The 21,990-nt window shown below is 64.6% G+C and carries 24 protein-coding genes; 14 read left to right on the top strand and 10 right to left on the bottom strand.

Going from position 1 to position 21,990, the window contains the following annotated elements; all coding sequences use genetic code 11:
* Positions 1 to 17: 17 nt before the first annotated feature.
* A complete protein-coding gene (locus AX735_RS13455; RefSeq protein WP_137775291.1) occupies positions 18 to 467 on the bottom strand; it encodes a hypothetical protein in 450 nt (149 codons plus the stop codon).
* 70 nt (positions 468 to 537) lie between these two features.
* Positions 538 to 957, bottom strand: coding sequence for a VOC family protein (locus AX735_RS13460; RefSeq protein WP_023838048.1), 420 nt, complete (start codon positions 955 to 957; stop codon positions 538 to 540).
* 132 nt (positions 958 to 1,089) lie between these two features.
* Between AX735_RS13460 and AX735_RS13465 the strand changes: the two genes are divergently transcribed.
* The gene (locus AX735_RS13465; RefSeq protein ID WP_066281104.1) at positions 1,090 to 1,839 is read left to right on the top strand and encodes an SIMPL domain-containing protein; all 750 of its coding nucleotides are present in this window, start codon (positions 1,090 to 1,092) and stop codon (positions 1,837 to 1,839) included.
* Positions 1,840 to 1,875: 36 nt separating this feature from the next.
* Here AX735_RS13465 and AX735_RS13470 read toward each other — a convergent pair whose 3' ends face one another.
* Both AX735_RS13470 and AX735_RS13475 read right to left on the bottom strand, forming a co-directional pair.
* Positions 1,876 to 2,745: a tetratricopeptide repeat protein gene (locus AX735_RS13470; RefSeq protein ID WP_082751098.1), complete on the bottom strand. Its 870-nt coding sequence runs from the start codon at positions 2,743 to 2,745 to the stop codon at positions 1,876 to 1,878.
* 25 nt (positions 2,746 to 2,770) lie between these two features.
* Positions 2,771 to 3,637: an ATP-grasp domain-containing protein gene (locus AX735_RS13475; RefSeq protein ID WP_066281108.1), complete on the bottom strand. Its 867-nt coding sequence runs from the start codon at positions 3,635 to 3,637 to the stop codon at positions 2,771 to 2,773.
* A gap of 79 nt (positions 3,638 to 3,716) precedes the next feature.
* On the opposite strand from AX735_RS13475, the gene AX735_RS13480 reads away from it, so the two are divergent.
* Positions 3,717 to 4,139 carry a DUF350 domain-containing protein gene (locus AX735_RS13480; RefSeq protein ID WP_066281111.1) on the top strand — a complete coding sequence of 141 codons (423 nt, stop codon included), beginning with the start codon at positions 3,717 to 3,719 and terminating at the stop codon, positions 4,137 to 4,139.
* Positions 4,140 to 4,192: 53 nt separating this feature from the next.
* On the opposite strand, the gene AX735_RS13485 is transcribed toward AX735_RS13480, so the two are convergent.
* Positions 4,193 to 5,038, bottom strand: a complete 846-nt coding sequence (locus AX735_RS13485) for an outer membrane protein (RefSeq protein ID WP_066281185.1) — start codon at positions 5,036 to 5,038, stop codon at positions 4,193 to 4,195.
* 316 nt (positions 5,039 to 5,354) lie between these two features.
* Here AX735_RS13485 and AX735_RS13490 point away from each other — a divergent pair, with 316 nt between their 5' ends.
* Together AX735_RS13490 and AX735_RS13495 are read left to right on the top strand one after the other, a co-directional pair.
* Positions 5,355 to 6,191, top strand: a complete 837-nt coding sequence (locus AX735_RS13490; RefSeq protein ID WP_066281116.1) for a S1 family peptidase — start codon at positions 5,355 to 5,357, stop codon at positions 6,189 to 6,191.
* A gap of 45 nt (positions 6,192 to 6,236) precedes the next feature.
* Complete coding sequence (locus tag AX735_RS13495) at positions 6,237 to 6,554, top strand: DUF3297 family protein (RefSeq protein WP_060977765.1); 318 nt, start codon at positions 6,237 to 6,239, stop codon at positions 6,552 to 6,554.
* A 9-nt stretch (positions 6,555 to 6,563) separates the two neighbouring features.
* On the opposite strand, the gene AX735_RS13500 is transcribed toward AX735_RS13495, so the two are convergent.
* Positions 6,564 to 7,310: a CHAP domain-containing protein gene (locus AX735_RS13500; RefSeq protein WP_066281119.1), complete on the bottom strand. Its 747-nt coding sequence runs from the start codon at positions 7,308 to 7,310 to the stop codon at positions 6,564 to 6,566.
* Between the two features lie 86 nt (positions 7,311 to 7,396).
* Between AX735_RS13500 and AX735_RS13505 the strand changes: the two genes are divergently transcribed.
* The 5 genes from AX735_RS13505 (at position 7,397) to rimO (ending at position 11,010) form a co-directional block, all read left to right on the top strand.
* Positions 7,397 to 7,750 (top strand): ArsR/SmtB family transcription factor, encoded by a 354-nt coding sequence (locus tag AX735_RS13505; RefSeq protein WP_066281122.1) that lies wholly within the window; start codon positions 7,397 to 7,399, stop codon positions 7,748 to 7,750.
* Between the two features lie 25 nt (positions 7,751 to 7,775).
* On the top strand, positions 7,776 to 8,219 hold the full coding sequence (locus AX735_RS13510) for an ArsI/CadI family heavy metal resistance metalloenzyme (RefSeq protein WP_066281125.1): 444 nt from the start codon (positions 7,776 to 7,778) through the stop codon (positions 8,217 to 8,219).
* 14 nt (positions 8,220 to 8,233) lie between these two features.
* A complete protein-coding gene (locus tag AX735_RS13515; RefSeq protein WP_066281190.1) occupies positions 8,234 to 8,746 on the top strand; it encodes an arsenate reductase ArsC in 513 nt (170 codons plus the stop codon).
* The gene (locus AX735_RS13520; protein ID WP_066281128.1) at positions 8,715 to 9,389 is read left to right on the top strand and encodes an aquaporin; all 675 of its coding nucleotides are present in this window, start codon (positions 8,715 to 8,717) and stop codon (positions 9,387 to 9,389) included. The genes AX735_RS13515 and AX735_RS13520 overlap by 32 nt, the downstream gene beginning before the upstream one ends.
* A 244-nt stretch (positions 9,390 to 9,633) precedes the next feature.
* Complete coding sequence (gene rimO / locus AX735_RS13525; RefSeq protein ID WP_137775290.1) at positions 9,634 to 11,010, top strand: 30S ribosomal protein S12 methylthiotransferase RimO; 1,377 nt, start codon at positions 9,634 to 9,636, stop codon at positions 11,008 to 11,010.
* A 1,079-nt stretch (positions 11,011 to 12,089) separates the two neighbouring features.
* On the opposite strand, the gene AX735_RS13530 is transcribed toward rimO, so the two are convergent.
* Complete coding sequence (locus AX735_RS13530; protein WP_066281135.1) at positions 12,090 to 12,551, bottom strand: Lrp/AsnC family transcriptional regulator; 462 nt, start codon at positions 12,549 to 12,551, stop codon at positions 12,090 to 12,092.
* A 134-nt stretch (positions 12,552 to 12,685) separates the two neighbouring features.
* On the opposite strand from AX735_RS13530, the gene phhA reads away from it, so the two are divergent.
* Entirely contained in the window at positions 12,686 to 13,630 is a 945-nt protein-coding gene (phhA, locus tag AX735_RS13535) for a phenylalanine 4-monooxygenase (protein WP_066281140.1), read from the top strand.
* A 55-nt stretch (positions 13,631 to 13,685) separates the two neighbouring features.
* Positions 13,686 to 14,810 carry an epoxide hydrolase family protein gene (locus AX735_RS13540; protein ID WP_066281146.1) on the top strand — a complete coding sequence of 375 codons (1,125 nt, stop codon included), beginning with the start codon at positions 13,686 to 13,688 and terminating at the stop codon, positions 14,808 to 14,810.
* A 61-nt stretch (positions 14,811 to 14,871) separates the two neighbouring features.
* Here AX735_RS13540 and AX735_RS13545 read toward each other — a convergent pair whose 3' ends face one another.
* The 3 genes from AX735_RS13545 to AX735_RS13555 are packed head-to-tail and all read right to left on the bottom strand — an operon-like array spanning position 14,872 to position 16,495.
* On the bottom strand, positions 14,872 to 15,837 hold the full coding sequence (locus tag AX735_RS13545) for a TraB/GumN family protein (RefSeq protein ID WP_066281150.1): 966 nt from the start codon (positions 15,835 to 15,837) through the stop codon (positions 14,872 to 14,874).
* 42 nt (positions 15,838 to 15,879) lie between these two features.
* Positions 15,880 to 16,299 (bottom strand): hypothetical protein, encoded by a 420-nt coding sequence (locus tag AX735_RS13550; RefSeq protein ID WP_137775289.1) that lies wholly within the window; start codon positions 16,297 to 16,299, stop codon positions 15,880 to 15,882.
* Positions 16,292 to 16,495, bottom strand: coding sequence for a helix-turn-helix transcriptional regulator (locus tag AX735_RS13555; RefSeq protein ID WP_066281161.1), 204 nt, complete (start codon positions 16,493 to 16,495; stop codon positions 16,292 to 16,294). Before AX735_RS13555 ends, AX735_RS13550 begins: the two co-directional genes overlap by 8 nt.
* A 210-nt stretch (positions 16,496 to 16,705) precedes the next feature.
* On the opposite strand from AX735_RS13555, the gene AX735_RS13560 reads away from it, so the two are divergent.
* From AX735_RS13560 to glyS, 3 genes are all read left to right on the top strand, one after another.
* On the top strand, positions 16,706 to 18,814 hold the full coding sequence (locus AX735_RS13560) for a molybdopterin oxidoreductase family protein (RefSeq protein WP_066281167.1): 2,109 nt from the start codon (positions 16,706 to 16,708) through the stop codon (positions 18,812 to 18,814).
* 255 nt (positions 18,815 to 19,069) lie between these two features.
* Positions 19,070 to 19,909 (top strand): glycine--tRNA ligase subunit alpha, encoded by an 840-nt coding sequence (locus AX735_RS13565; protein WP_034516053.1) that lies wholly within the window; start codon positions 19,070 to 19,072, stop codon positions 19,907 to 19,909.
* Positions 19,910 to 20,060: 151 nt separating this feature from the next.
* A partial coding sequence (gene glyS, locus AX735_RS26370; protein ID WP_231750119.1) for a glycine--tRNA ligase subunit beta occupies positions 20,061 to 21,990 on the top strand: 1,930 nt, incomplete at its 3' end.

Here is a 21,990-nt window from a genome sequence, read left to right on the forward strand (position 1 = left end):
GGCGGAAAGGGCTGCCCCTAGCCCCCCTTCTTCACCTTGCGATAGGGCACGAACTCGCTCAGCGCGCAGCTGCCCAGGGGCACGTTGATGCGCAGGTCCTGGACCAGCACGATGTCGCCCGAGCACAGGCGGCCGACCGGGGTCTGCGAGATCATCGTGTTGTCGCGGGCGCGGGGGCAGCCGAGATACGGCGTATTGACGTACACCACCGAGCCATCGTCATAGAGCAGCACGTCGTCGCTGGCCGCGGTCGAGCGGCGCAGGCGGGTGCGCGGGATGCAGTCGACCGGATCGCCCGCCACCCGGTCCTTGAGATAGATTTTCGCGAGCTTCTGACCGCGTTCGTCGAGATTGGCGATGGCATCGGCGGTGCGCGTGCGGATTTCCGCATCGCGGCTGTCCGAGGCGATCAGCGGGGTGGCACAGGCGAGCGCGGCGAGGCTGAGCATGATGGGCATGTTGCGCATGGTCGTCATCCTTGTTCTGGGCCCCCGAAGAGCCTTAATATACCCCAGCCCGCCGCGCGTCGCCAGCGGCTTACCAGCTGCCGGTATTGGGCATCGAGACCCAGGGCTCGGCAGGTTCCAGATGGCCTTCCTGCAGCAGCTCGACCGAGATGCCGTCGGGGCTGCGCACGAAAGCCATATGCCCGTCGCGCGGAGGGCGGTTGATCGTCACGCCCGCATCCATCAGCCGCTGGCAGGTCTCGTAGACATTCTCCACCCGATAGGCGAGGTGCCCGAAATTGCGTCCGCCGGTATATTCCTCCGGGTCCCAGTTGTGCGTCAGCTCGACCTCGGCCACGCCCTCCTGACCGGGCGCGGCGAGGAAGATCAGCGTGAAGCGGCCCTGCTCGCTGGAGAAGCGGCGGACTTCCTTGAGGCCGATCAGCTCGAAAAACTTGATCGTCGCATCGGGATCGGTGACGCGGATCATCGTGTGGAGATATTTGGTCATTATATTGGCCTCAATTCATCGCAGTTAAGACACGGTTCATCGCAGCTCGGCTAATCAATCCATCGTGTCGTCGGGGGTGGATGTGCCCCGCAGATATAGGCGGCACGCATCGCATTGGAAGGACTTTCGGACATGGTTGATGGTGGGGGATCGGACGGATCGGGCAAGCGCGGCTGGGTGCGCGACAATGTGTTTCTCGCCGGTGCCGGGATACTGGCGATCGGCATGGTCGCGGGCGGCTATCTGCTCGGCGATGGCCTGTTGCGCGCCAAGCAGGCGGACCGTTCGGTCACCGTGCGCGGCCTTGCCGAAAAGGACGTGACGGCGGATCTTGCCACCTGGACCATCGCCTATTCGGCCCAGGCCGAGGACCTCGCAAGCGCGCAGGCCGATATCGATGCCGATACCAAGGCGCTGCGCGGTTTCTTCACCGAGCTCGGCTTCGATGGCGACGCGCTGCAGCCCACGGGCGCGAACGTCTCGCAGTTCAACAACAATTACGGATCGACCACCTATACCATCCGCCAGCGCATGTCGCTGCGCACCAACGACATCAAGAAGGCGCAGGCGGCGGTGAAGCGCCAGTTCGACTTGATCCGGCGGGGCGTCGTGCTCGACGAAGGATCGGGCATGGCGTATAGCTTTACCAAGCTCAACGACATCAAACCCAAGATGGTGGCCGAAGCGACCAAGGATGCGCGTGCCTCGGCCGAGCAGTTCGCCAAGGACAGCGGCACCGATGTTGGCGGGATCAAGAGCGCGACCCAGGGCTATTTCTCGGTCGAATCGCGCGATGGCGAGAGCGGTGGCGGCTGGGGCGTCAGCGACACGCCGTACAAGAAGGTACGCGTGGTGACGACCGTGGATTTCTACCTGGATTGATCAATGCTCTCCCCTCCCCCTGGGGAGGGGAGAGGCCTAGGGCTTCGCGGTGGTCTCTGCCGTCTCTGCCTCTGCCCGGTCGAGCTCGCTCAGATGGCCGCGCGCGGTGCGCGCTATCGGCCCCTCGGGGCGGATCTCGATCGCCTGGGTCCAGTTGCGCCGGGCGACGTCGTATTTGCCCGCGCTCGCCGCGATATTGCCCGCCTCGAGCGCCACTTCGGGGTCGCGCGGGGCGAGCCGTGCGGCGATGTCGATATCGGCCTGCGCCCGCTCCAGCTTGCCCAGCCGGCGCGCCAGCGTCGCCGAGAGCAGCCAGGCGAGCGGGTCCTCGGGCGCGAGCTTGTGCGCCTCGGCCAGCGCAATTTCCGCTGCATCGGTCTGTCCTGCGACCACCAGCGCGCGGGCGCGGTCGAGATGCAGTTCGCCGAGCAGCAGCCCCTGCGCTACGCCCTGCGCCAGCGCCGCGTCGAAATAGGTGAGCGCTTTGTCGGCATCGCCCGTCGCCAGCATCGCATTGCCCGCCTGGGTCCACAGATTCGCGGCGCGCTTGTCGCGGGCAAGCTCGGCATCGCGCGCGGCGTCGACAAACGCATCGGCTGCAGCGGCCCAGCGGCCTTCCTTGGAATAGGCAAAGCCGAGGCAATGCCGCGCGAAATAGCCGCCGCCCGCGATGAGCCATTCATTGGCCGCGACGATACCCGTCTTGGGATCGTCGGTTGCCGTGTCCATGCAGGCATCGAAGCGCGCCTCGTCGGCCAGCGGCGCCGTGAAGCCGGACGCGCGGGGGCCGGGCTTCGGCACGTCGGCCTCGGCGGGTGCCGGTGCGGGCAGGGGCGGCAAGGCATTGGCGTCGGCAGGGCCGACCTGGGTAGCCGCGAGCAGCAAGACAGCAGGGAAAATCGTCATGGCGGCTCCTGTGACGCGCTCGACCTTAACCGGCGCTGGCTGGCTGGCGTGCCGCCGCTGCAATCGCAGCCGCGAATGCCTTGCCGCCATCGGCCGTCCGGTCGAGCGACAGCCAGGGTTCGATCAGCTCGATTTCCATCAGCGCATAGCCGCCCCGGCCATCACCGACCATGTCGATCCGCGCATAGAGCAGGTCGGCATCGATCGCCCCAAGCGTCGCAAGAGCGAGATCGCGCGCGGCCGCTGGCGGTACTACCGCCTGCGACTGGCCGCCGAACTGGCCCTGCACGCGAAAATCCCCGCTCTTCGGGCGTTTGAGGATGGCATGCGCGAATTCGCCCGCCAGCCAGAACAGCGAATATTCGCCCTCGCTGGCGATCATCGGCATCATCGGCTGGACAAGCATCGCGTGGCCCAGCGCATCGGGCGGGCAGGGCGCGCCATCGCGCAGCAGCCAGGTATGGTCGGATCCTGCCGAAACCGGGGGCTTCACCACCAGATCGGTGGTGCCGAAGGCGGTGCGCGCTTCGTCCACCGCCGCCGCGTCCAGCCGTCCGTGAAACCGCGTCGGCACGATGGCGACGCCGCGCTGTGCGAGTTCGAGCAGATAGCGTTTATCGGTATTCCAGCGCAGTATTTCGAGCGGGTTGAGGAAGCGTGCGCCCTGCCAGCGATCGAGCTGCGCGTGCCAGCGCGGCAGCGCGCGATGATAGCCCCAGGCCATCAGCGGCAGCACCAGATCCGCCTCGAACGGTGCGCTGTCGGTCCAGGCGCGCCATTCGACCGTCAGTCCATGCGCGGCGAGCAGCGGCTCGATCACGACCGCCTGGTCCTGCCAGTCGTCATAGCGGGTGAGGTCGGCGGCGTCGGGGATGAGAATGCAGATGCGCATGGAACTGGCCTGGCTGGGAAGGGGGCGGGGTTCGGATCAGGCTTGATCGTTCCGCCCTTTCGGGTCAACAGTTGCGGCCATGACCGATCCCGCGCCCGTAATCCAGAGCCTGTTTGCCGGGCTGCCGATCTTCATGCTGCATCTGGGCACGGCGACGGTAGCGTGGGCGCTGGCTCTGGCGCTCTATATGTGGATTACCCCGCACAAGGAATTCGCGCTGATCCGCGCGGGCAATGTCTCGGCGGCGGTTTCACTGGGCGGTGCGGCACTCGGGCTGGCGCTGCCGCTCGCCTTCTGTCTCGCCGCTTCGGTCAATGTCTGGGACGTGCTGATCTGGGGCAGCGTGACGCTCATCCTGCAATTGATCGCGTTTCGCGCGGTCGATCTGCTGATCGGCAATCTGTCGAAGCGGATCGAGGAGGATCAGCTGGCTGCTGCGATCTTCCTGGCCATGACCAAGGTCGCCTTGGCCGCGCTCAATGCGGCTGCCGTCGCCGGATAGAAAATGGCGGAGCCGCTTGCGCAGCCCCGCCATTTTCAACTATCAGCCATCGATCAGAAGCGGAACGCGGTGGTCACGCGGATCGAGTGGAACTCGAAATTCGGATCGCTGCGGCGCATGTCGGTCTGGCCGGCACGCAGCAGGAACGGGTTGGTCGCAGGGGCGGTGCCCGGACCGACGTTCACGGCGAAATCGTCATTGGTATAGGTGTTGTAGAGATATTCGAGGCCGATGCTCATGTTGGGAGCGATCTTGGCTTCGACACCGCCACCGGCCTGCCAGCCCCACGACCAATCCTTGGTGTTGCGCGGCGTGAACGAATTGGCAGCGTTCGAAGTGCGGAAGCCGTTCTCGATGCGACCATAGCTGACGCCGCCGGTGCCGTAGAACAGGATGCCGCCGCCCGGGGTATAGCCAGCGCGGGCTCGGGCCGAGATGGCGTAATCGAGTTCACGCGTGAACGTATAGTTGGCCGGGGTCGTGCTGAACGCGGTGACGAAATCCTTGGCTTCCGACTTGCTGCCCTCGACCAGTGCACCGATGACGAAATTGCCATAGCGCTTGTCGGCGCCGATGCGGACACCGTATTCGATGCCGTTCTGGTCCTGACGGCAGCCGGCATCAGCATTGTTGCCCCTGGCCGAACCACGGCAGAAGCCCGGGCTGAAGGCATTGAGGCCTGCGGTATTCAGCACGCTGTCGTTGAAGTCGCCATCGACATTGGTGTCGAAGACAACGCCTTCACCGCGCGGGCTCGACTGAGCCGAATAGCCGAAATGGCCGCCGACATAGACGCCGTCGAAATCGGTATCTTCCTTCACCGTCTGGGCGAATGCGGGCGTCGCCAGCATGGCGACAGCAATGGCCGAAGCGGCGGAAAATTTGATGGGGGTCTTCATGGTTTCGCGTCCTTGCTTTTTGGTATTCAGACGGTTGCCAAACCTACAGACCCACAGCTCGGTTCCAACATCACGAACATTGATGAGCTTGCGTTGCGATTTTGTCACACACGCATCATGCTGAATCGATGGCATGAACGCAGCATTAATTGAAAGTAAGCGCGATATTCAGAAACAGGCGATCAGCTGCATTGCCGCAGCGACAAGCAACACTTGTATCGTGAAACTTTGCCTATCCGCTTGATTCTGTCGCCAGCGCCGGTAGCGTCGCAATTATGCACAAGGCGATGGAAGGTTCCGAAAGCGCTCGGCGCGGATGAGCAAGGCGCGGACCTCCAACCGCCGCGGCTGCCTGCCCTGGGTCCTGGGGGCGGTGCTGCTGATTGTCTGGTTTGGCGGCAGCGAAGAGGAATGGGGCGATGCGCCGCTCAGCGTGGAACAGTTCGATCCCCGCAGCCCGCGCCGCCCGATGCCCGATATCGGCGAGAGCTTCGTCATCGCCGATCCCGGCCCGCAACAGGACAGCCAGGGCACGGCTTTCGCTGTCGATCGCGACGGCACTTGGCTGACCGCGCAGCATGTCACGCATGGCTGCGACCGGATCGGGCTGGTCGCGGAGGACGGTATCGATGCGATCAGCGACGTCCTCGAGAGCAGCGAGGCCGATGCGTCGGTCATCCGCCAGGGGCCGCTTCCCGAATTCGCGCTCGCGCTGACCGAGGAGCTGCCGGAGGAGGGCGCCTTCGGCTATCATATGGGTTTCCCAGCGGGCAATCCGGCGGTGGTGGTCTCGCGCTTTCTGGGCGCTGCATATGCTTCGCGTGGTGGACCGGGCGGGCAGAGCGAACCGATCCTGGCCTGGGCCGAAGCCGAACGCGTCCCCAGTTTCGATGGGCCGCTCGGCGGCATCAGCGGCGGGCCGACCTTTGACGAGCAGGGAAGGGTGGTCGGCGTGAACGCCGCGTCCACCCCGCGCCGCGGCCGGGTGCTGACAACCGACCCGCTGGCGGTGTTGCGGCTGGTCGTGGCCAGCGCGGCCGTGGATGAGTCCGGCGAGGTTACCGATCTGTCCAGCCCGGATCGCGCCGCGCGGCTGTTTCAGCTGTTGCTCGACCGGGGGATCATCCGGCAGGTCTATTGCGATGTCCGCTAGGGCTGTCTAAAGGCGCGGCACGATTTTGCCAGAACGGACCCCATGATGACCGAGACCCCGGAAACCCCCGAACAGACCCCCGCCGCTTCGACCGGCGCCGCGGACGTGCCGCCGGACCGGCTCGCGATCAATCCGCGCAGCCCTCATTTCGACGCCGATCTGCTCGGCCGCGGCATCGGCATCCGGTTCAAGGGTGTCGAGAAGAACAATGTCGAGGAATATTGCATTTCCGAGGGCTGGATCCGGGTGCAGGCGGGCAAGACCATGGACCGCAAGGGCCAGCCGCTGACGCTGAAGCTGAGCGGCCCGGTCGAGGCCTGGTACAAGGATCTCGGCGAGGACGCGCCGGTCGCGAAGGCCTGAACGCCCGGCTCAGCTGCCGGTTGAGGCGATCAGGTCACCGATTGGATCGACCTGCAGGCGGGGCACCGGGGCCGGCGAGGCCTGGGCCGTCGCCTTGCGCACCTTTTCTTGGCGTTTCAGATATTTCGCATATTCGCGGCGCTGCTTCTCGATCTGCTTGAGGCGGCGCTTCGCCTCCTTCTCGGCCTGACGCTGTGCCTGGCGTTCCTCGCGGCTCAGGCGTCCATCGCTGCGATCGGCTGAAGCGATCTGCACCGGCGGGACCTCCAGCTGGCTCGGCGCGCGGCCTTGCGGGTAGATGAAGCCGTGTACCGGGTAGCGCGTCGTGCCCAGCGCGCCGATCGGCGCATACCAGACGCGCACCTCGCTCCAGTCATTGGCAACCGAGACATCCTCGGCCAGCACATTGCGTTCGATCTGTCCCTTGCGGCCGTCGATCGGCGACCAGTTGGCGTGGTCGAGCAGGACGCGGCGCTTGTCGATCACCTTGGCGACCGTTGCGACATGGCCAAGCTGCATCGAGCGATAGGGCTTGAACGCCATCACCGCACCGACCGCCGGGCGCTGGCCGCGCTGGTATTTGCCCTCCGCCTGCTGCCACCAGCTGTGCGCATCGCCAAAGATCTGGATGCCGCTCACCTGCCGGGCATAGGGCACGCATTGCAGCAGCGGTTCCTGCGCCGAGGCCGGGGGCGCGGCGAACAGCAACGCGGCGGCCATCGCCAGAACGGGCAAGGGGGCAAAGCGGGGAGCCATCGCGGCAAAATTGCGGCAAAATGGTTGACGAAAAGTTTACCGTGCGACGGGTTGACTCTCACCTTCATTTCCATAATATTGGAAATATGGAATCAACGCTTGCCCCATGTTCGCCAGTTGCCGCGTCGCCTGCCGAAGGCCGCGTTCTCGGCAGCGCGGAGGTCATCGCCGCGCTCGCCGCGCTTGCGCAGGAGCATCGGCTCGCTGCCTTTCGTCTTCTCGTCGAGGCTGGCCCTGATGGCGTGAGCGCGGGCGATCTGGCCGACCGGCTGAACATCCCGCGCTCGTCGCTGTCCTTCCACCTCAACCAGATGATGCAGGCGGGGCTTATCGTGCAGCGCCGCGAGAGCCGGTCGCTGATCTATTCCGCCGACTTCGCCGCGATGGCCGCGCTGGTCGGCTTCCTCACCGAAAATTGCTGCCGGGGCGCCGGCTGCTGAACCCGCCCATCCAAGGAGAAGACCGATGAAGCGCATGCATGTCCACGCCAAGACCCGCGATCTTGATGGCTCGATCGCCTTCTATTCCGCGATGTTCGGCGCAGAGCCGACAGTGGTGAAGCCCGATTACGCCAAGTGGCAGCTCGACGATCCGCGCGTCAATTTCGCCATCTCGGTCGCCGGTTGCGGTGCCAGCGAGGGCATCGAACATCTCGGTATCCAGGCCGAAAACACCGATGAACTGGCGCAAGTCTATGCCGGTCTTGCCAAGGCCGACCAGCCGGTGCTGGAAGAGGGCAAGACCACCTGCTGCTATGCCCGATCGGAAAAGAGCTGGGTCAAGGATCCCAATGGCATCGTGTGGGAAGCCTTTTACACCGATGGCGAGGCGACGGTCTATGGCGACCCCGGCCCGCTCGCCAAGGGGGCGTTGAGCGCGCCCGAAACCACCTGCTGCCCGACAATGTGAACGGATCGCGCGCCGTGACCAGCATCCTGTTCCTGTGCACCGGCAACTCGGCGCGCTCGATCCTGGCCGAAGCGCTCGCCAACCATATGGGTGGCGGGCGCCTCCAGGCCCATTCGGCGGGCAGCTTCCCCAAGGGCGCGCCGCACCCGATGGCGCTGCAACTTCTGGCCGAGCGCGGCATCACGGGCGACTTCCGCTCGAAGAGCTGGGACGAATTTGCCGCGCCCGGCGCGCCGCCGATCGATATCGTCATCTCCGTCTGCGACAATGCCGCGGGCGAGCTCTGCCCGATCTTCCCCGGCCGCGCGATCAAGGCGCACTGGGGCATTGCCGATCCGGCAGCGGTCGAAGGCGAGGGCCAGCGTGCCGCTTTCGAAATCGCGTACGACCAGATGCAGGCGCGGATCGCGGCGCTGCTCGAGCTCGACCTTGCGGATGATCCGCAGGTGCTCCAGCGTCGGCTGGCGGCGATCGGCCGATTCGAGGGGGCGACAGATGGGGCAGGGCACGCGGCGGCTGATTGCTGAAGGGCTGGGATCGGGGCTGCTGTTCGCCTGTGTCGTCGGCTCGGGCATCATGGCCGAGGCGCTGGCGGGCGGGAACGTCGCCATCGCGCTGCTGGGCAACACGCTGGCGACCGGTGCGATCCTCTATGTGCTGATCACGATATTCGGGCCGATTTCGGGCGCACATTTCAACCCGGCGGTGACGCTCGTCATGCGGCTGCGCGGCGAGATCGCGACGCGCGAGGCGCTGGCGTTCTTTGTCGTGCAACTGGCGGGAGGGATTATCGGCGTCTGGTTGACGCACCTGATGTTCGACCTGCCGATCCTGCAATATTCGACCAAGGCGCGCGCTGGGATCGGCAACTGGACGGGCGAGTTCGTCGCCACCTTCGGCCTGTTGCTGACCATCCTGGGCGCGGTGCGACACCGCCCGGACAATGTGCCCGCGGCGGTCGCGCTCTACATCGTGGCGGGATACTGGTTCACCAGTTCGACCAGCTTTGCCAACCCGGCCATCGCGGTGGCGCGGTCCTTGTCGAACAGCTTTGCGGGAATCGCCCCGCACGATGTGCCGCTGTTCATCGTGTCGCAGCTCGCAGGCGCGCTCGCGGCCTATGGCGTGGGGCGGGTGCTGTTTGCGGAGGAACCTTCCGAGGCATCGTAGCGCATACGTCCCTCGACTTCGCTCGGGAACGCGGAAAGGTTGGCAGCGGGATTAAGCCTCCCCTCCGTTTGTCCCGAGCCCTTCGGTTGGCTGGCAAGCCAGCGGCTCAGGATAAACTTCCCGGCTTGCCGGGAAGTCGAGGGACGTTGCGCACTCTTATTGCCGATTGTCCCGAAGCCTCTAATCCGGCCGCAAGACTTCCCCGATGACAAAGCCGCGCAAAACGCCTATGCGCCCGGCCATCATGTCCAGCCCCATCACTATTCCCGCCCCGCCGAAAGTCGGCATGGTTTCGCTCGGCTGCCCGAAAGCCCTGGTCGATTCCGAACGCATCCTCACCAAGCTGCGCGCCGAGGGCTATCAGATGTCGGGCGATTATGCCGGGGCGGACGTCGTGCTGGTCAACACCTGCGGGTTCCTCGACAGCGCCAAGGAAGAGAGCCTCGAGGCGATAGGCGAGGCGATGGCCGAGAATGGCCGCGTGATCGTCACCGGCTGCATGGGCAATGAGGCGGACGCGATCCGTGCGCGCTTCCCCGATGTGCTCGCGGTCACCGGCGCGCACCAGTATGAGGACGTGGTGCAGGCGGTGCACGATGCCGCCCCGCCGGCGCGCGGCGCGTTCATCGACCTGGTGCCGGAGGGGGGCATCAAGCTGACCCCGCGCCATTACAGCTATCTGAAGATTTCCGAAGGCTGTAACCATCGCTGCTCGTTCTGCATCATCCCCTCGCTGCGCGGTGATCTCGTCAGCCGCCGGATCGATGCGGTGCTGCGCGAGGCGGAAAAGCTGGTCGCGGCGGGAACGCGCGAACTGCTCGTCATCAGCCAGGACACTTCGGCTTATGGGGTCGATACCCGGCACGAACCACGCGAGTGGAAAGGCCGTCAGGTCCGCGCACACATGACCGATCTGGCGCGCGAGCTCGGGCAATTGCGCACCGCAGAGGGCAGGGCCCCCTGGGTGCGGCTGCATTATGTCTATCCCTATCCGCATGTCGACCAGGTCATTCCGCTGATGGCCGAAGGGCTGCTCACCCCCTATCTCGACATCCCGTTCCAGCATGCCGCGCCCAGCGTCCTCAAGCGCATGAAGCGTCCGGCGAACGAGGCCAAGGTGCTCGACCGGATCAAGGCCTGGCGTCAGATCGCGCCCGACATCACCATCCGCTCCTCGTTCGTCGTCGGCTTTCCCGGCGAGACCGAGGCGGACTTCCAGTATCTGCTCGACTGGCTCGACGAGGCGCAACTCGACCGCGTCGGCGGCTTCCGCTTCGAACCGGTCGAGGGTGCGGCGGCAAACAGCCTGTCCGATCCGGTGCCGGAAGAGGTCAAGGAAGAGCGCTACCAGCGGCTGATGCAAAAGACCGCCGCGATCAGCGCCGCGAAACTCGCCGCCAAGGTCGGCCGCACGCTGCCCGTCATCATCGACGAGGTGGGCGAGCCCGATGAGGAAGACGGCTCGGTCGGCGCCACCGGCCGCTCGCAGGCCGATGCGCCTGAGATCGACGGCCATGTGTATCTGCGCGACGTGCCGGAGGGGCTGGAGCCGGGATCGTTCGTTGATGTGCTCGTCGAGGATGCCGACGAGCATGATCTGTACGGGGTGATTGCGGGATAAGCGCCGCTCGGCAGCGCGACGGCCTATCGCATCCCACCCCGCTCAGGCTGAGCCTGTCGAAGCCCCCGCGCAGACGGTAACCCCAGGCCCGCTCTCCGGCGAAAGCCGGAGCCAAGGAGTCCAGTAGCGCGAACTGGCCCCTTTGAAAAACCTCTTCGCGGCTTCGCGCCTTCGCGTGAACCCTTTTCAGCAGCAGTTTCACGCGAAGCCGCGAAGCCGCGAAGACGTCGCATGCCGCCTCAAGGCTCCGTCAAGCGCATCGAGTCGCTTGCACAACCCTGGATTCCGGCTTTCGCCGGAAAACGGCGCGATAACAGGAGATTGGGCAAGACCGACCACAACCCGTCATGCTGAACTTGTTTCAGCATCCATCGTGCCCCAACAGCCGAAGCCGCGTGGGGAGAAATGGACCCTGAAACGAGTTCAGGGTGACGATGTGGCTAGCGTGGGGCCTTCGACTACGCTCAGGCTAAGCGACGTGAGTGGCAGCTCTGGAGGCTCTCTAAAAGAAGCTGCCGTGCTGCAAACGACCCCACTTCAGACATGAGCCAGTTCAAAAAAAGCGACCGTCCTGCAGGTAAATTGCGTCCACGACTGAAAACACCTGATCGGCTAATGGCGTGTTTATCACATCGTCTCGCTTCAAGGCTGTGGCAGCCAAGTCTACGCCACTGAACCGTTCATCCGGATCAACAACCATGAGGGACGGCGTACCGTCATCCAGTTGGCGATGCACCAATGCAACGCCAAACCGGTCGTCTGCGTCGGTGCCCTCGCCCCATTTGCCGATGACAAGGTCGAGGCTGGCTCCCGGTTCGCTGAGGTGCCCGGCTGTTCAGTGGATCCAGTATGCAGCTACGCTGGGGCCGTTTTGGTGATGAACCATCCCCCAGACGCGGCGGCTTGCCTTTCCACAACAATCACAGTGACCGGTGCTTTCACCCATCGTTTCAACTTCGAAAGCAGTGAGGTTGGCGCGGTTGGTCATGCGATCGGAGATAAACTGGCCAGCGGCAGCACTCCACCCATAACTCGCCGCCAAGGCCCTGATAACCAGCCCCCAAAACCGGACTTATCCCCTAAACTGGCAGCCCGCCCTGCGCCTTCGCTTCCCTCAGCACGAAGCTGGTGCTGATCGCCTTGATCCCTGCGATCGGTCGCAACCGCTTGTTCGCGAAGTCCGCATAGCTGTCGAGGTCGCGGCTCACCACGGTGAGGATATAGTCCGCGCCGCCGGTGACCTGGTGGCAGGCGATGACCTCGTCGAGTTCGGCCACCGCGGCCTCGAAGTCCCGCGTCACCGCCTCGCCATGGTCGGCGATCTCGACGCTGACATAGGCGAGCACGCCCAGGCCCAGCGCGCGCCTGCTCAGCCGTGCCGCATAACCGCGGATCACGCCGTCCGCCTCCAGCCGCCGCACTCGCCGCCAGCAGGGCGAGGCGGACATGCCGACGGTTTCGGCGAGCTCTGCATTGGTCATGCGGCCATTGTCCTGCAACGCGCGCAGGATGCGGATGTCTTCTGCGTCCAGATCAGTCATGGCAAGGATTTGCAAGTTCTGGCCTCGAAATGGAAGAACCTTCTTCCGATCGTCCGTCATGGGCAAGAATGAGGCAGGATTTTCCGCTTTCGCAGTGCTATACATCCCGCTTCAGCTTCAACAGGGGGAAAGCCATGGAAAGCCTGCTCATCACGCCCGGCGCGGTGGACTATTCGGTCATTCCCGATGTGCCCGCCGACACCTTTGTCGCGCCCTTGGTGCGCCCGGCGCATCTCGGCGAGGACTGGCTGGAGCCGCAGCAGCGCGTCTATACGGGGGAAGAACATGCCATCTGGGACGATCTGTTCGCGCAGCAGATGCAGGTGCTGCCCGGCCGCGCGGCGAGCAGCTTCATGGCTGGGCTCGACCGGCTCGATCTGGGACGCGGCGGCGTGCCCGATTTCGGCAGCTTGAGCGAGGAATTGCAGGCGATCACCGGCTGGACGGTGGTGCCGGTGCCGATGCTGATCCCTGACCACGTCTTCTTCTATCACTTGGCGAACCGGCGCTTTCCGGCGGGCAATTTCATCCGCTCGCGTGAGGAATTCGACTATATTTCCGAGCCGGACGTGTTCCACGACGTGTTCGGCCACGTGCCGATGCTGACCGACCCGGTCTATGCCGACTACATGCAGGAATATGGCCGGGCCGGATGGAAGGCACTGGCGTATAACCGGCTGAAGGCGCTGTCGGCGCTCTACTGGTACACGGTCGAATTCGGACTGATCCGCGAGGCCGACGGCATCAAGGCCTATGGCGCGGGTATCCTGTCGGGCCCGCTCGAAGCGGTGTTTTCGGTCGAGGCGCAGTCGCCCAACCGGATTCACCTCGAAGTCGACCGGGTGATGCGAACTGATTATGTCATCTCGGACATGCAGCCGACCTATTTCGTGATCGACAGCTTCGAGGAGCTGTACCGCAAGACGGTCGAGCGCAATTTCGACGACCTGTATCGCGGGCTGACGCCGGGCTTCACCTATTCCAACCAGGCCGTGCTGGGCGGCGACAAGGTTTATCACCTCGGCACGCAGGAATATGCCAATCGTGGCGGCAAGGGATCGGGCGCGCGGCCGGTCTGATCGCTGACACGATTGTCAGTTGCAAGACGCCCGGTGCCGGGTCTAGCCTCGCGGCATGACCGAGATACGCCCCTTCACCATCGACGTGCCGCAAGCCGCGATCGACGACCTCCAAGCCCGCATCCGCGCTGCCCGCTGGCCCGACAAGGAGCAGGTCGACGACTGGGACCAGGGCATTCCGCTCGCCGTAGTGCAGGATTTCGCGACCTATTGGGCCAAGCAATATGACTGGCGCGCGTGCGAGGCGGCGCTCAACGCTTATCCCAATTTCCTGATCGAGCTCGATGGGGTGGACATCCACTTCCTTCATATCCGCTCAAAGCACGAGGGCGCGCGCCCGCTCATCATGACGCATGGCTGGCCCGGATCGGTGCTCGAGTTCATGGGCGTCATCGAGCCGCTGACCAATCCGGCGGACCCGGCGGATGCGTTCCATCTGGTCATCCCCTCGCTTCCCGGCTTCGGCTTTTCGGGCAAGCCGAGCGAGACCGGCTGGTCGATCACGAAGATCGCGACGGCGTGGAACGACCTGATGCTGGCTTTGGGTTATGACCGTTATTTCGCGCAGGGCGGCGACTGGGGATCCGGCGTGACGCTGGAGATCGCGCGGCAGAATCTGGGTGCGTGCGCGGCGGTGCATTCCAACATGGTGCTGGCGCTGCCCGATCCTGCGACGATGGGCGACCTGAGCGACTTGGAAAAGCGCGCGGCGGCGCGGATGCAATATTATCAGGAGAAAGAGAGCGGCTATTCCTCGATCCAGAAGACGCGGCCGCAGACCATCGGCTATGCGCTCGCCGATTCCGCCGTGGGGCAGATGGCGTGGATCCTCGAGAAATTCCGCAACTGGTCAGATTGCGACGACCAGTTCTCGGGCTTCAGCCGCGATGCGCTGCTCGATACGATCACGCTCTACTGGCTGACCAACTCGGCGGCCTCGTCGGCGCGGCTCTACTGGCACAGCTTCAATGCGATGGGCTTCGATCCGATCAGCCTGCCCACCGGCGGGACGATCTTCCCCAAGGAATTGTTCCAGACCTCGCGCCGCTGGGCGGAGAAGCGCTTCAGCAACCTGATCTACTGGAACGAGGTGGACAAGGGCGGGCATTTCGCCGCGCTGGAAGTGCCCGATATCTTTGTCGAGGAAGTTCGCGCCTGTTTCCGGGGCGCCAGTCTCTGAGCGGCAAACCCCGCCAGCGCGAGCGCGCTGACGGGGCCTGCCAGGTCACGATCTGGGGAGATCAGTTGCTGGTGACCTGAACGCTCTTGATACCTTCCTTGGCCAGCTGCGCCTGCACGCTGTCCTTGCCGACCAGATGCGCCGCGCCGACCGCCATGAACACGGTGCCGGGCTTGTCCATCCGCGCCTTGATCCACCTGACCCAGTTCGCGTTGCGGTTCGTCAGCAGCGCATCGTAAAGGCCGGGATAGCTTTCCATGCCCTCGTTCATCAGCTTGTCGAGCGCAGCCTGATCGCCCTTGCCCCAGGCATCGACCAGAGCATCGATCTGCGTCGTTACCTCTGGCACCGCGTCGAGCGTCACGTCGAGAAACGCGACCTGCTCCTCGGTGCTCAGGCTGTCGAAGATGCCGAGCTGCTGCTCGACCGTTTCGAGCTGACCGAGCGGCTTGCTCTGCGCCTTGGCGGCGCTGGTCAGCACCTTTTCCGCGCCGCTGTTGAGGTCATAGCCCTGCATCATCAGCGGCAGCGTGGTCAGCGTGACGCTGGCGAACCAGGGCTCATACTGGTCGAGCGCCACCGGCGGGATGTTGAGCGTGCCGAGCGTCTTTTCGTACTTGGTCAGCACCGGCGGGGTCAGCAGGCTGCGCAGCGTGATGCCCTGCGGATTGGTCGCCAGCTTGTTGACGGTGGCCTGCATGGCGGTGGGATCCGACGGTTCCTGCACCTCCAGGATCAGCTCGTCCGAAGCGTCGAACGCGGTCTTGATGTCGCCCTTCAGCCAGTTGAGCCCGGGGCGCAGCACATGGACGGTGCCGAACAGATAGATGGTCGTGTCCTGGTCACGCACCACCCACATTGCGGGGTTGACGTCCTTCATGGCCGGGGCAGGGGCGGGGCCGAGTGCTTCGGCAACCGAGGTCGGCTGCTGGGCGAGCAGCGGCTCGCTGGCAAAGCCGATGGTGGCGATCGCGGCGACGGCCAGCGTGGCCGCGCCCGATTTCAGCGTCTTGAACAACTTGGTCATGGGGTCATCCTCTCGGGTCGATAGGGGTTAGGGGCAGGGGGTTTAACGGAACTTGTACCAGGCAAAGGCAATCACGCTGCCGATGACGCTGGCCATGAACAGCCATAGCGCATCGGGCTCCGGGACGAGGCCGCCCTTCCACAGGATGAACCAGGTGGGAAAGCCGATCAGCATCACATTGCCCGCAACGACCGTGGTCTTGGTGTGAATGACACGTTCGTGCTCGTCGGATACCTTCATCAGCTTCCACGAGCCGAAGCCGATCGCGACGACGAACACGATCGCGCTGGTGACGGCCAGCCAGGGCGGAATGCTGTTGGCTGCGAGCAGCCCGGCCTCGTCATCCTCGAAAAAGCCGACAAGAAAGCCCGAGACCAGCCCGACGGCGAACAGCGCGCCGACGACGGTGTTGATGCGCCGTTGCCGCTGCCGGGCGCGCATCTGCCAATCCTGATCAACCATGGTCGCCTCCATCATCGAAAATCTCCTCGATCGTCATGCCGAACAGCCGCGCGATCCGGAAAGCCAGCGGCAGCGACGGGTCGTACTTGCCCGTCTCGATCGCATTGACCGCCTGGCGCGAGACATCGAGCCGCGCGCCCAGTTCTGCCTGGCTCCAGTCGCGCTCTGCACGCAGCACTTTCAGCCGGTTTTTCATTCCAAACACTCTCTGCCAGGTGTCGAAGGACACTGACCTTTTGTCATGTGACCCTGACTATATGTCGTGATTCGCTGACTATGTCAAGCGACCCTTACCATCTGCAATCCTCACCTGACATACGCTACGGAAACGCCGGTTTCCCAGTGGCTGGTCAGGGGGGCGGGCGGCTGATAGCCTTGGCCCAAAAGCGACAAGGGAGAGACCATCATGGCGAGCGAATCGGCGACCAGCATCCACGCGCGCACCTGCCATCTGTGCGAGGCCAATTGCGGCGTTCTGGTCGAGGTGCAGGGGCGCAAGACCGTGTCGATCAGAGGCAATCCCGATCATGTGCTCTCCCGCGGCCATATCTGCCCCAAGGCGACCGCGCTCGCCGACCTTCAGGACGATCCCGACCGGCTGCGGCGTCCGATCAAGCGCACCGCCGATGGCTGGCAGGAGATCGACTGGGAAACCGCCTTTGCCGAGATCGGCGCGCGGATGGCGGGGATCATCGCCAGCGGCGGCCAGCCCGCGCTCTATATGGGCAATCCCAATGCGCACAATTACGCCACCGGCACGCAGACCGGGGTGCTGCGCAAGGCGTTGGGCGTGCGCACGCTCTATTCCGCCTCGACGCTCGACCAGATCCCGCATCAGCTCGTCCAGATGTGGATGTACGGGCACAATGCGCTGTTCCCGATTCCCGATGTCGACCGCACGCACTTCATGCTCATCATCGGCGGCAATCCGCTCGCCAGCAACGGCAGCGTCTGGACCGTGCCCGATGTGAAGAAGCGGCTGAAGGCGGTGCAGGCGCGCGGCGGGCAGGTGGTGGTGATCGATCCGCGCCGCACCGAGACCGCGAAGATAGCGGACGCGCATCATTTCATCCGCCCCGGTACCGATACCGCGCTGCTGCTCGCGCTGTTGAAGGCGCTCGACGAGACGGGGCTGGTCGCGCCGTGCAGGCTCGCCCCGATGCTGGATGAAGGCTGGGATACCGCGTGGCAGGCGATTCGCGGCTTCGAGGTCGCGCCGCTCGCCGCGCATTGCGGGATCGACGAAGCCGTCATCCGCGATCTCGCCGCGAAGCTTGGCAGCGGCGATCCGGCGATCGTCTACGGCCGCATGGGCGTTTCCGTCACCGAAGCAGGCACGCTCAACCTCTGGCTGATCCAGCTTCTCAACATCGCCACTGGCAATCTCGACCGCGAGGGCGGGGTGATGTTCTCCTCGCCGGTGGTCGATCTGGTCGCGGGCGCAGGACCCGGCACCTATGACCGCTTCCGCTCACGCATCGGCAACCGGCCCGAGGTGATCAGCGAATTTCCCTGCGCGCTGCTGCCCGAGGAGATCGCCACGCCGGGCGAAGGGCAGGTCAAGGCGCTGGTCGTCATCTCCGGAAATCCCGCGCTTTCCGCCCCCGGCGCGTGGGGCGAGGCGCTGCCGCAGCTCGACCTGATGGTGTCGATCGACATGTACGTCACCGCGACCAGCGCGCACGCGCACTACATCTTGCCGCCGTGCGGGCCGCTGGAAAAGGACCATTATCCGCTGCTGCTCGGCCCGATCGCGATCCGCAACTATGCCGATTATTCGGCGCCCACGCTGCCGATGGAGGAGGGGGCGAAGGCCGATTGGGAGATCGTGGCAGAGCTGGCGCGCGCGATCCTGGCGGCCAAGGGCGAGGCGGTGCCCAATATCGTGCCGCCACGCGCGGTGCTCTCCTCGATGCTCGCGCGCTCGGACTATCCGGTGACGCTGGAGGAGCTTGAGGCCAATCCCAATGGCGTCGATTTCGGACCGCATGTACAGCGCCTGCCCGAGCGGTTGCAGACGCCCGACAAGCGCATCGCCTGCGCGCCGCCGCTGTGCCTCGAGGCGCTCGAGCAATGGCGCGCCGATCTGGCAGCCCAGCCCGCAAGCCAGCTGCTGCTGATCGGGCGGAGGCACGTGCGTAACAACAACAGCTGGCTGCACAACAGCCCGCGCCTCGCCAAGGGCCCCGATCGCTGCACCGCGATGATCCATCCCGACGACGCGGCGGCTTATGGCATCGCCACCGGCGACCAGGTGCGCGTCACCAGCCGCGTGGGATCGGTGCAACTCGCAGCGGAGGTGAGCGAGGATGTGATGCCGGGCGTCATCTCGATCCCGCACGGCTTCGGCCAGGACAAGCCGGGGACGCGGCTTTCGGTCGCGGGCAAGCGCCCCGGCGTCTCGCTCAACGACCTGACCGATCCGGCGGCGATGGACCCGATTTCGGGCAATGCCGTGCTCAACGGCACGCCGGTGACGCTGGAGCGGGTCGAACAGGCGGTCGCGGCGGAGTAGCTTTCGGTATCTAGCGAAAGCCGTCACCCCCGCGAAAACGGGGTCCCGCTTCATTTCGGCTTGGTCGCAGAAGCGGGATTCCCGCGTTCGCGGGAATGACGGGTGATCGTTGGCAAAGCTCAACTAAACCCCCTGACACCAACCCTGAATCACCTCTCCCTTGACCCGCGCCCTCCCATCCGCCAAAGCGCGGCGCATCTTTTTGCAACTGCGAAGGCCGGACGTTTGAGCGAGCACAGCCTTTCCTTTCAGGACATGATCCTGACCCTGCACAATTTCTGGAGCCAGCACGGCTGCCTGATCCTGCAGCCTTATGACATGCCGATGGGTGCGGGCACGTTCCACACCGCCACGACCCTGCGCGCGCTTGGCCCCGATCCGTGGAACGCCGCGTTTGTCCAGCCCTGCCGCCGCCCCACCGACGGGCGTTATGGCGAAAATCCCAACCGGTTGCAGCACTACTACCAGTATCAGGTGATCCTGAAGCCCTCGCCGGGCGACATCCAGCAATTGTATCTCGACAGCCTGACCGCGATCGGCGTCGATCCGCTGTTGCACGACATCCGCTTTGTCGAGGATGACTGGGAAAGCCCGACTCTGGGGGCCTGGGGCCTGGGCTGGGAGGTCTGGTGCGACGGCATGGAAGTGACTCAGTTCACCTATTTCCAGCAGATGGGCGGGTTCGACTGCAAGCCGGTGGCCGGCGAGCTGACCTATGGGCTCGAACGTCTCGCCATGTACATCCAGGGCAAGGACAGCGTGTACGACCTCGATTTCAATGGGCGCGGTGTGACCTATGGCGACGTGTTCCTCGAAAACGAACGCCAGATGAGCGCGTGGAATTTCGAGCATGCGAACACCGACAGCCTGTTCGATGCGTTCCGCAAGGCGGTGGCCGAGTGCGAGAACTGCCTCGACGCCAAGCTGCCGATTCCCGCGTACGAGCAGGCGATCCAGGCGAGCCATGTGTTCAACCTGCTCCAGGCGCGCGGCGTGATCTCGGTCGCCGAACGCCAGGCCTATATGGGCCGCGTGCGCGATCTGGCGAAAGGCAGCTGCCAGGCGTGGATGGAGAAGAACGGGTGGGCGGCGTGATGATGCGAACCTCCAACCACCGTCACCCTGAACTTGTTTCAGGGCCCATCGGGCACCAAGCGCCTTCGCCCTGTCGGCTTCAGGACGGTCGATGGATGCTGAAACAAGTTCAGCATGACGGGGTGTGCGAAATGGGCCAGGAGCGCGCCGCATGACCGATTTCCTGCTCGAACTCCTCTCCGAGGAAATCCCCGCGCGGATGCAGGCCAAGGCCCGTACCGACCTCGAAAAGCTGTTTGCCGACCAGCTCGCTGCTGCCGGGCTGAAGGCGGAAAGCCTCCAGACCTTCTCGACCCCGCGCCGTCTCGTGCTGATCGCGCGTGGGTTGCCCGAGACGACCGAGGCGGTGTCCGAGGAGCTGAAAGGCCCGCCCGCCGATGCGCCCGATGCCGCGGTCGAGGGCTTTCTGCGCAAGGCGGGGCTGACCCGCGATGCGCTCGAGACGCGCGACGTCAAGGGCCGCGCGACGCTGTTCGCGGTCATCGACAAGCCGGGCCGCGCCACCGCCGATGTGCTCTCCGATGCGATCCCCGCGATCGTCCGCGCCTTTCCCTGGCCCAAGTCGATGCGCTGGGGCGCGGCGAGCCAGACGACGGAATCGCTCCGCTGGGTGCGTCCGCTCCAGGGCATCATCGCGCTCTTGGGCGGCTATGTCGTACCGTGCGAGATCGACGGGCTGGTCGCGGGCAACACCACCGTCGGCCACCGCTTCCACCACAAGGGCGCGGTCACCGTTTCGGGCGTCGAGGATTATGCCGATGCACTGCGCGCCGCGCATGTGATCGTCGACCATGAGGAGCGCGCGCGGATCATCCGCGACGGCGCGGCGAAGGCCGCGGCGGACGCCGGTTTTGCGCTCATCGAGGACGAGGGGCTGGTCCTCGAGAATGCCGGGCTGACCGAATGGCCAGTGCCTTTGCTCGGCCGTTTCGACCCGGCGTTTCTTGAGGTCCCGCCTGAAGTCATCCAGCTAACCGCTCGGGTTAACCAGAAATATTTCGTCATGCAGGATGCGAGCGGCGCGCTCGCCCCGGCATTCGTGTGCACCGCGAACATCGCCGCGCATGACGGCGGCCAGGCGATCGTCGCAGGCAACGAGAAGGTGCTGGCAGCGCGGCTCTCCGATGCGCGCTTCTTCTGGGAACTCGACCAGAAGAAGACGCTCGAACAGCATGCCGAGAAGCTGAAGAATATCGTCTTCCACGAGAAGCTGGGGACGGTGGCCAACAAGGTCGAGCGCGTCGCCAAGCTCGCGCGCTGGCTGTGCGAAGAGGGGATCATCAAATCCTCCCCGAGCTCGCTCGGGGAGGGGGACCATGCGCAGCATGTTGGAGGGGCTCTTGGTGAGGTTTCAGGAGGGAAGAACCCCTCCACCACCGGCTCCGCCGGCGGTCCCCCTCCCCGAGACAAGCTCGGGGAGGATCGGGAGCATCTCGCCACCCTCGCCGAACAGGCCGCCCGCCTGTGCAAGGCCGATCTCGTCACCGAAATGGTCGGCGAATTCCCCGAACTTCAGGGGCTTATGGGCGGTTATTACGCGGCGAAACAAGGTCTCGACCCCCAGGTCGCTGAGGCCATTGCTGGCCATTACGGTGCGAAGCTCACCTCACCACCGAATCCTGTGTTACACTCTCTTTCGTTGGCGGATAAGCTTGATACTCTAAACGCATTTTTCTCGATTGATGAGAAGCCGACTGGATCACGTGATCCGTTCGCACTGCGTCGTGCCGCGATTCAAAGTCTATTCCTTATTAACGGCACAATGACCAGCTACGACTGGTCTTCGGTGCTTCGGGAAGACGTAATCGAATTCATCATTGATCGCTGGATCGTTCAAAATACTCAGGCTGGTGGACGCCCCGATTTGATTAAGGCAGTCGTGGCAACTGGAGAACGAGGCAATTTCATCCGGATTGGCGCGAGGATGCGTGCTCTTCAAGCCTTTGTCGAGACGGGCGAGGGGGGCAATCTGCTCGCCGGGTACAAGCGCGCGGCCAATATCCTGAAGAAGGAAGGTTATACCCCTCTCCCCGCGGGAGAGGGGCAAGGCGCGTCAGCGCCGCGGGGTGAGGGCGATGCGC

The organism is Blastomonas sp. CCH1-A6 (assembly GCF_001556365.1).
Lineage (GTDB): Bacteria > Pseudomonadota > Alphaproteobacteria > Sphingomonadales > Sphingomonadaceae > Blastomonas > Blastomonas ursincola.